The organism is Nonomuraea deserti (genome assembly GCF_004348685.1).
GTDB classification, from domain to species: domain Bacteria; phylum Actinomycetota; class Actinomycetes; order Streptosporangiales; family Streptosporangiaceae; genus Nonomuraea; species Nonomuraea deserti.
The window spans coordinates 1-9364 of sequence record NZ_SMKO01000286.1 but is presented as its reverse complement, the minus strand read 5'-3'; the positions used below and the strand labels follow the sequence as shown (position 1 = coordinate 9364).

The 9364-nt window shown below is 72.4% G+C and carries 7 protein-coding genes; 4 read left to right on the top strand and 3 right to left on the bottom strand.

What is annotated here, in order from left to right:
• The 3 genes from E1292_RS47650 to E1292_RS47640 form a co-directional block, all read left to right on the top strand.
• The coding region (locus E1292_RS47650) for a DNA-3-methyladenine glycosylase family protein (protein ID WP_132606410.1) at positions 1-696 on the top strand (696 nt) is incomplete at its 5' end.
• 48 nt (positions 697-744) lie between these two features.
• A complete protein-coding gene (locus tag E1292_RS47645) occupies positions 745-3357 on the top strand; it encodes a bifunctional FO biosynthesis protein CofGH (protein WP_132606409.1) in 2613 nt (870 codons plus the stop codon).
• A gap of 79 nt (positions 3358-3436) precedes the next feature.
• Positions 3437-5185 (top strand): substrate-binding domain-containing protein, encoded by a 1749-nt coding sequence (locus E1292_RS47640; RefSeq protein WP_246090925.1) that lies wholly within the window; start codon positions 3437-3439, stop codon positions 5183-5185.
• Between the two features lie 52 nt (positions 5186-5237).
• Here E1292_RS47640 and E1292_RS47635 read toward each other — a convergent pair whose 3' ends face one another.
• The 3 genes from E1292_RS47635 to cofD all read right to left on the bottom strand — a co-directional run bounded on the left by E1292_RS47635 (position 5238) and on the right by cofD (position 8360).
• Positions 5238-5966 carry a lytic polysaccharide monooxygenase gene (locus tag E1292_RS47635; protein WP_132606408.1) on the bottom strand — a complete coding sequence of 243 codons (729 nt, stop codon included), beginning with the start codon at positions 5964-5966 and terminating at the stop codon, positions 5238-5240.
• A 91-nt stretch (positions 5967-6057) separates the two neighbouring features.
• Positions 6058-7425, bottom strand: coding sequence for a coenzyme F420-0:L-glutamate ligase (locus E1292_RS47630; protein WP_246090923.1), 1368 nt, complete (start codon positions 7423-7425; stop codon positions 6058-6060).
• Entirely contained in the window at positions 7422-8360 is a 939-nt protein-coding gene (gene cofD, locus E1292_RS47625; RefSeq protein WP_132606407.1) for a 2-phospho-L-lactate transferase, read from the bottom strand. Before cofD ends, E1292_RS47630 begins: the two co-directional genes overlap by 4 nt.
• 181 nt (positions 8361-8541) lie before the next feature.
• Between cofD and E1292_RS52420 the strand changes: the two genes are divergently transcribed.
• The coding region (locus E1292_RS52420) for a hypothetical protein (RefSeq protein ID WP_220447420.1) at positions 8542-9364 on the top strand (823 nt) is incomplete at its 3' end.

The following is a 9364-nucleotide window of genomic DNA, read 5'->3' as shown; positions in this document are numbered from 1 at the left end:
GGGGCGGAGTGGGCGCTGGAGACGCTGCCGGCGCTGCTGGGGGCTGACGACGACGTTTCGGGCTTCAGCGTCAGGCACGAGGTCCTGGCGGAGGCCGTACGCAGGAATCCGGGCCTGCGGATCGGCAGGACCGGCCGCGTCATGGAGGCCCTCGTCCCCGCCGTGCTGGAGCAGAAGGTCGTCGGGCGGGAGGCGTGGCGGGCCTGGCGCTGGCTGCTCACCCGCTACGGCGAGCCCGCGCCGGGGCCCGCGCCCGAAGGGATGCGGGTCGTGCCGGAGACCGCGGTGTGGCGGCAGATCCCGAGCTGGCACTGGCACCGCGCGGGCGCCGAGGCCGTGCGCGCCAGGACCATCGCGAACGCCGCCTGGCACGCCGCCAAGCTGGAGGCCGCCGCCACCACGGAGGAGCTCGACCGGCTGTTGCGGGCGCTGCCGGGGATCGGGGTGTGGACGTCGGCCGAGGTGCGCCAGCGCGCGCTCGGCGACCCCGACGCGGTGAGCGTGGGCGACTTCCACCTGGCCAAGCTCGTCGGCTACGCGCTGACGGGGGAGAAGACCGACGATCAGGGGATGATGCGGCTGCTGGAGCCGTACGAAGGGCATCGGCACCGCGCCGCGATGCTGGTCTGGCTCACCGGGCTGCGCCCGCCCGCCCGCGGACCCCGGATGCCCGTGCGCGACTACCGGGCGTTCTGAGCCGCCCTGGGTGCGAGCGGCGAACTCAGCCCCACGTACTGTGCCCTTATGAGTCTCGTCAGCGATTCCGCGCTCCGCCGTGCTCTCGCCCGCGCCCGCGACGGCAAGGCCATCGACGTCGCCGAGGCGACCATCCTGCTGCACGCCCGGGGCGAACAGCTCGACGCCCTGCTCGATCACGCCTCCCGCGTACGCGACGCCGGGCTCACGGCCGCCGGCCGCGCGGGCGTCATCACCTACAGCAAGAAGGTGTTCGTCCCGCTGACCCGGCTCTGCCGGGACCGGTGTGGTTACTGCACGTTCGCGACCGCGCCGCACAAGCTGGAGTCGCCGTTCCTGAGCCCCGACGAGGTGCTGGAGATCGCCCGGCAGGGGGCGGCGATGGGCTGCAAGGAGGCGCTGTTCACGCTGGGCGACCGGCCGGAGGACCGCTGGCGCCAGGCCCGCGAGTGGCTCGACGCGCACGGCTACGACGACACGCTGTCGTACGTGCGGGCCATGGCGATCAGGGTGCTGGAGGAGACCGGGTTGCTGCCGCATCTCAACCCGGGGGTGCTGAGCTGGCGCGACCTGCAGCGGCTCAAGCCCGTCGCGCCGTCCATGGGGATGATGCTGGAGACGACGTCGCGGCGGTTGTTCGAGGAGAAGGGGCAGCCCCACCACGGATCGCCGGACAAGGACCCGGCCGTACGGCTGCGCGTGCTGGAGGACGCCGGCCGGAGCGGCGTGCCCTTCACGACCGGGATCCTCATCGGCATCGGCGAGACGGTGGAGGACCGGGCGGAGTCGCTCTTCGCGATCCGGCGGGTGGCCCGCGAGTACGGCGGCATCCAGGAGGTCATCGTCCAGAACTTCCGCGCCAAGCCCGACACCGCCATGCGCGGGCTGCCCGACGCCGACCTGCGGGAGCTGGCGGCCACCATCGCCGTCGCCCGCCTCGTCCTCGGGCCCCGCGTCCGCCTCCAGGCGCCGCCGAACCTGGTGGACGCCGAGTACGCGCTCATGATCCGGGCGGGCATCGACGACTGGGGCGGGGTGTCGCCGCTCACGCCCGACCACGTGAACCCGGAGCGGCCCTGGCCGCAGATCGACGACCTAGCGGCGCGCACCGCCGAGGAGGGCTTCCGGCTGCGGGAGCGGCTGACGATCTATCCCGAGTACGTGGTGGCGGGGGAGCCCTGGCTCGACCCGCGGCTGGTCGGGCACGTGGCCGCCCTGGCGGACCCGGCCACGGGGCTGGCCAGGGAGGACGCGGTCCTGCGCGGGATGCCGTGGCAGGAGCCGGACGGTGGGCGGGACGGAGGGCTCGCCGCGTCGGGGCGGGTCGATCTGCACGTCGAGGTCGACACGACCGGGCGGACCCGCGACCGGCGCGACGACTTCGACCACGTCTACGGCGACTGGACCGCCCTCCGCGACCGCCTCACCCCGGATCCCGCCGCCGCAGCTCGGCAAGGGGCGCCGGCGGGCACGGGCGGCACCGGCACCGTGACGCCCGGCGAGGTCCGGGCGGCGCTGAGGCGGGCTGAGGCGGATCCCGCGGGCCTGACGGACGCCGAGGCGGTCGCGCTGCTCGGGGCGGAGGGCGAGGCGCTGGACGAGCTGGCCGCGATCGCCGACGGGCTGCGCGCGGAGGCGGTCGGGGATGACGTGACCTACGTCGTCAACCGGAACATCAACTTCACGAACGTGTGTTACACCGGCTGCCGCTTCTGCGCGTTCGCCCAGCGCAGGACCGACGCCGACGCGTACACGCTGAGCCTCGACCAGGTGGCCGACCGGGCGCAGGAGGCGTGGGAGGCCGGGGCGACCGAGGTGTGCATGCAGGGCGGCATCCATCCCGACCTGCCCGGCACGGCGTACTTCGACATCGCCAGGGCGGTGAAGGCCAGGACGCCGGGCATGCACGTGCACGCGTTCTCCCCGATGGAGGTCATCAACGGCGCGAGCCGGACGAACATGTCCGTCCGTGCCTGGCTGGAGGCGGCCAAGGAGGCGGGCGTCGACTCGCTGCCCGGGACGGCGGCCGAGATCCTCGACGACGACGTGCGGTGGGTGCTGACCAAGGGCAAGCTGCCGGCCGCCGAATGGGTCGAGGTGATCACCACGGCCCACGACGTGGGCATTCCCACGACGTCCACCATGATGTACGGGCATGTCGACAACCACCTGCACTGGGTCAGGCACATCAAGCTCATCCGGCGGCTCCAGGAGCGGACCGGCGGGTTCTCGGAGTTCGTGCTGCTGCCGTTCGTGCACACCAGCGCCCCCATCTACCTGGCCGGACTCGCCAGGCCCGGCCCCACGGCGCAGGAGAACAGGGCCGTGCACGCCCTGGCCAGGATCCTCCTGCACGGCGCGATCAGGAACATCCAGTGCTCATGGGTCAAGCTCCGCGACGACCTGTGCCGCCAGGTGCTCCAGGGCGGCGTGAACGACCTCGGCGGCACGCTCATGGAGGAGACCATCAGCCGGATGGCCGGCTCGGAGAACGGCTCCTACAAGACCATCAGCGAGCTGCGGGAGATGGTCGAGGTCACGGGCCGCCCGGCCAGGCAGCGCACCACGGAGTACGCGACCCCGGCGGCGGAGCGGTTGCGGGCCTCGCAGGCGAGTGACGGCGTGTGCCAGAGCGTCAGGAGGGCCCTGCCGATCGCCTAGTTATAACATGTTCTAACAGGGCTTGCGTCCGCCACGGGAGGCGCTGGAAGAATCGTCACTCCCCGGAGAGAGGTTCACCGTGCGGTTGGGTCGGCACCGTGCCGCGCTGCCCCCTGAGCGGCGGCGCAGGAAGGCGTTCCGGCGGGGCATGCTGGCGACGCTCACGGCCGTGGCGATCGTCGCGGCGGGCGCCGTCGCGGTGCTCGGCGGCGGGGGCGTGCTGTGCAACGCACGAGAGCCTGTTCTCGTGAGCGTGGCGGCCGCGGTCGACGTGGCGCCCGCGGCGATGGAGGCCGCGGGGCGGTTCAACGAGACGAAGACGGCGGTCGGCGGCCGGTGCGTGCTGGTCCAGGTGACCGAGCACCCGCCGGCCACCGTCCTGCGCACGCTGATCGGGGACCGGGCGGGCGTGTTGCGCGAGCGGCCCGACGGCTGGATCGCCGACTCCTCCGCGTGGATCAGGCTGGCCCGCCAGCAGGGGGCGAACGCGCTGCCCGCGGGCGAGAGCGTGGTGGCCACGTCGCCGCTGGTGTTCGCGACCCGCCAGTCGCTGGCCGAGCGGTTCTCCGTCGGCAAGACCGAGATGAACTGGCGGATGGTCTTCCCCTCGACCGTGCGCGGGCGGCTGACGCCCACCGAGGACGAGCCCGACATCGTCCGCGTGCCCGACCCGTCCCTCGCCGGGGCGGGCATCGCCACGGTCGCCGCCGCCAGGGACGTCGTCGGCTCGGGGCCGGAGGCCGACAAGGCGCTGACCGCGTTCGTACGGTGGGCGCAGGCCGGTTCTGCGCCCGACTACCGCAGCATGCTGGACGCGGTCGACGATCGCACGTTCTGGAAGCGACCGGTCGTGATCGTCCCCGAGCAGTCGGTGCGGCAGCACAACCTGCGCCCGTCGGACGACCCGGTGGTGGCGCTGCACCCGCGCGAGGGCACGATCAACCTCGACTATCCGTACGTGGTCACCGCCACCGACCCGGCGGTCGCGGAGGCGTCCGCGGCCTTCGCCGGCTGGCTGGAGGGACCGCAGGCCCAGGAGATCGTACGGCGGGCCGGGTTCAGGTCGGGGGACGGGCGGCAGGGGCCGATCTCTCCTGGGCCGCAGATCCCCTCGGCGGCTCCGAGGACGAGGCAGTCGGTGTCGCCGCAGGACATCGACGCGGCGCTGGCCGCCTGGAGCAGGCTGGCTCCGCCGACGAACATCCTGGTGCTGACCGACGCCTCCAAGCACATGGCGGAGAAGATGGACGGCAAGACCAAGATCAGTGTGGCGCTGGACGCGGCCAAGATCGGGCTGCGGTTGTTCCCCGACTCCACGCACATGGGTTTCTGGGAGTTCGCCGACCGGCTCGGCGGCATCAAGGGCTACCGGGAGCGGGTCAGGCTCGGGCCGATCAACGAACCGGAGTCGGGGCAGGTGATCCGGCGCAGCCGGCTGGACGAGCTGACCAGCACGATGACCGCCCACCCGAAGGCGGACAGCTCGCTCTACGACTCGATACTCAGCGGCTTCCGCAAGGTCACCGGCGACTACCGCGAGGAGATGAACAACGCGCTCCTGGTGATCACCGGTGGCCGCGACGACGGCGGGGGCACCGACCTCGCGGGACTCCTCGACGCCTTGCGGCGCGGGTGGGACCCTGACAGGCCCGTCCAGATCATCATCATCGCGTTCGGCGAGGACGTGGACCGGGCGGGCCTGTCGCAGATCGCGGCCGCCACGAACGGGTCGCTGCACGCGGCCAAGGAGCCGGGGGAGATCATCGACGTCTTCCTCGCCGCCCTGGCCCGCCGGCTCTGCCACCCCACCTGCAAGCCGACGACCTGAGGGCCCCGTGAAGGGTGCCGTGAAGGGGGCGCGGGACGCCCCCTTCCGCGTGCTAGGCGCGCCGCCAGAGGGCGGGAACGTTGGGCGGTTCCCACCCGGCGATGGCGGTGTGCGCCTGGACGCACTGGTAGGTGGCGCCGTTGTAGATCACCGTGCTGCCGGTCGTGTACGCCGTGCCGGCCTTCCAGGTGCCCGAGGGGGTCGTCGGGGTGTCGGTCGGGGTCGGGGTGGGCGTCGGCGTGGCGGTGGGTGACGGGTTCGGGTTGCTCCCGCCCCCGATGTGTACGTCGATGCAGGAGTAGAAGGCGTTGGCCGTGTCGGAGATGTTCCAGATCGCCAGGATCTTCTGCCGCCCGGAGAACCCGGAGAGGTCGACCGTGTGGGAGACCGTGGGAGGCGGTTGCCGGCCGCCGCCGTCGAAGACGGCCACCCGCGTGCCGCCGATGTAGTACTCGAAGTCGCGCGTGGCGTGCTGGACGGTGAACGTCCAGGTGAAGGTCGTCGTGCTGCCCACCGAGGCGACGGGCCACGGCTTGCTCTCGTCGCTGAGCTGGGCGAACTGCGGGAGGTTGGCGTGGCAGCTGCGCAGGCCCTTCGGTCCCTCCACGCTCTGCGGCTCGTAGATGATGTTGCCGCAGTCGGGCACCTTGCCCTGGGCGCAGTTGGCCTGGCGGCTCGGCGGCGAGTTCACGTAACCGTGGGCGAACGCCGGAGCGGTGTTGAACACCGTGGTGGCGAACGCGACCACCACCACGGCGAGTAAGGTCAGCGTCCTTCTCATTCGGCGGCTCCTTTACATGGGGGGTTGAGCCGAATGTAAAGGAAACTTTCCTAACGGTAAATGCCTGGCTGACTGGAGTTCCGTCACCCGGTCAACGCGTGACGATGAATTCGTCAGGATCGCGCGGCGCCCGCTCGCGCGGCGGCGCGGCCGCGTGCCCGACGGCCACGCAGCCCATCGGATCCCACGACCCGGGCAGGCCGAGCACCTCGCGCACGACCGGCCGGCAGAACATCGTGGACGACACCCACGCCGAGCCGAGCCCCTCGACGGCGAGCTGGATCAGGAAGTTCTCCACCCCGGCGCCCGTCGCCACGACGAACATCTCCCGCTCGGAGGCGTTGCGCCGCTCGTCGCGGTAGGTGTGGGAACCCTCCATCACCAGGCACGGCACGACCAGATAGGGCGCGTTGCGCAGCACGTCGCCACGCTTGATCCGCTTGGCGATCGACTGCTCGGTGAACCCGTCGCCGCGCAGATCGCTGATCCACGCCTCGCGCATCGCGTCGAGCAGTTTCGTCCTGGTCTCGGGTGACTCGACCAGCACGAACCTCCACGGGGTCGTGTGGTGCGGCGCCGGCGCGGCGATGCCCGCCGCCACCGCCCTGCGCACGGCCACGGGATCGACGGGCCGGTCGGCGAACTCCCTGATCGTCCGGCGGGCGAACACGACGTCGCGCGACCCGTAGCGGAACAGGTCTTCGTCGGCCGCGCGCACGAGCGGCCTGACGCCCGGCCCGTCGTCGTCGGTGACCAGGTGGGACAGCCCGCGCACGATCGCCACGGGAACCCCGTCGAGCTTGCCCTTGACCAGCTCGGCCGCGCCCGCGATCTCGTCGGCCAGCGCCGTGACCGTCGCGCTGAGCTCGTTGCCGTAGCCGTCGGACGCGCCCCGGAAGTCGTCGAGCGGCCGCACGCCCGCCGCCCCGATGGCCACGTCGGTGAGGCCGTTGCGCCACGGCCGCCCGAACGTGTCGGAGACGATCACCCCGGCCCGCTCGCTCAGGCCGGCCCTGATGCGCCTGGCCGACGCGTCGGGATCGACGGGCAGGAGCAGCACGGTGCCGGGCTCGGTGTTGGAGGCGTCGACGCCGGCGGCGGCCATGACGAAGCCCTGGCGGGTCTGCGAGATCACGGTGTCGCCGCGCCGGGCGACCACGCGCGCGGTCTCGTCCTCGATCGCCTGGGCGCGGTCGGGCGCCTGCCGCACCCTGCCCTCCGCCTTGCTCACGATCTTCGAGGTGACGACCACGATGTCGCCGTCATGCAACCCGGCGTCCTTGAGCAGGGCCGCCACGTCGTCTCCCGGACGCACCTCGCCGATGCCCGTGACGGCGATCACCTCGATCCGCCGCGCGTCGGTCGCGGGCTCGGCGGGCGCCGGGTGCCGGGAGGCGGTCGCGGCGGGCGTCGAGGGCTGGGAGGCGGTCGCGGGCGACGGGGGCTGGGACGCGGTCATCGGGCGAGCTCCAGGGCGAGGTCGAGTGCGGTGCGGGCGATGCCGGCGGCGGCGTCGGGGTCGTGCATGAGGATCGGCCCGGCGACCACCCTGACGCCGTCGAGGGCGACCGCGTGATCCTCCTCCGCCACCAGCCAGCCGTCGAGGAGATCGGAGCCGTACAGCTCGAGGACGGCCTGCGCTGTCGTCTCCACTCCGATGGCCGTCAGGCAGGCGTCGGCCATGCCCCTGACCGGCGCGCCGCCGATGATCGGCGAGACGCCGACCACGGTCTTGGGCAGCAGGGCGTCGCGGATGCCCGGGACCTGCAGGATCGTGCCGATGCTCACCACCGGGTTGGACGGCGGCAGGATGACCACGTCGGCCTGCTCGACGGCCTCCAGCACGCCGGGCGCGGGCTTCGCGGTGTCGGCCCCCACCAGCGCGAACGACTGGGCGGGCACCGAGGCGCGCAGGCGCACCCACCACTCCTGGAAGTGCACGGCGCGCTTGCCGCGGTCGTCCTCGATCACGACGTGGGTCTCGCAGCGGTCGTCGGTCATCGGGAGCAGCCGCACGCCGGGCTGCCAGCGCGCGCACAGCGCCTGCGTGATCTGCGAGAGCGGATAGCCCGCCTCCAGCATCTGCGAGCGCACGATGTGGGTGGCGAAGTCGCGGTCGCCCAGCCCGAACCACTGCGGCTCGACGCCGTAGGCGGCCAGCTCCTCCTTGACGACGTGGGTCTCCTTGGCCCGGCCCCAGCCCTGCTCCTCGTCGATGCCGCCGCCCAGGGTGTACATCACCGTGTCGAGGTCGGGGCAGACCCGCAGGCCGAACAGGGTGATGTCGTCACCTGTGTTGCCGATGACGGTGATCGAGGCGGCTGGCTCGGTGGCGCGCAGGCCGCGCAGGAAACGGGCGCCGCCGATGCCTCCGGCGAGGGACACGATGTGCATGCGGCCCAGTCTTCCACCGGCCTCTGACAGGCCTGCCCCGGGACCGGTTTTGGCCGCGCCGGAACCCCTGTACGTGCGGATATTTGTAGAATTGGGATGGAAGAGGTTTCTGGGACTCCCGCGAGCTTCGTCGGTGATGTGGCAAACTCCCTTCGGGCTAAAGGGTCTGATGGGGGTAGTTGTGAGCAAATTTGACGTCGTCCGGCTGAGGGAGCCGGCCGCCTGGGCCATGGTCGTCCTAGGACTGATGTACGTCCTGGTGAGGATCGGTCGCGTCCTGGTCGGGGACCCCGACACGACCATCATGGAACGTGCTTCCTGGAACACCCTGGACATCACGAGCCCGTACGTGGTGGCTTTGCTCGTGGGGTCCGTGCTGCTCCTCACCAAGGTCGGCGAACCGTCGCCCAAGGCCAAGCCGGTCGCGTACGCCGCGGTGGCCGGGCTGGCGATGGCCGCGGTGGGCGGCATGCTCTCACTCGTGCTCGGCGTGTTCACCGGCGACGGCGCCCGGCCCGCGGTGGAGCTCGTGCTGCTGGGCGCGCCCGCGCTCGCGCTGACCGCCATCGCGCTCGTCTACCTGCTGCCGCAGGTCGTCCCCGCACGTCCCGCCGCGCAGACCTACCAGCAGCCCCAGTTCGGCCAGCAGCCCCCCTACTACGGCCAGCAGCAGCCCGCCCCCGGCTACGGCCAGCCCGGCCAGCCCGGCCAGCCCGGTCAGCCCGGTCAGCCCGGTTTCGGGCAGCAGGAGCAGCCGGCCGCGTTCGGTCAGCAGCCCGGTTACGGCCCGCAGCCCGGTTACGGCCAGGAGCAGCCCTCCGGCGCGTACGGCCAGCCGGAGTCTGGTTACGGCCCGCAGCCCCCGTCCGGCCAGCCCGGTTACGGCCCGCAGCCCCCGTCGGGCCAGCAGCCTGGTTACGGCCCGCAGCCCCCGTCGGGCCAGCAGCCTGGTTACGGCCCGCAGCCCCCGTCGGGCCAGCAGCCTGGTTACGGCCCGCAGCCCC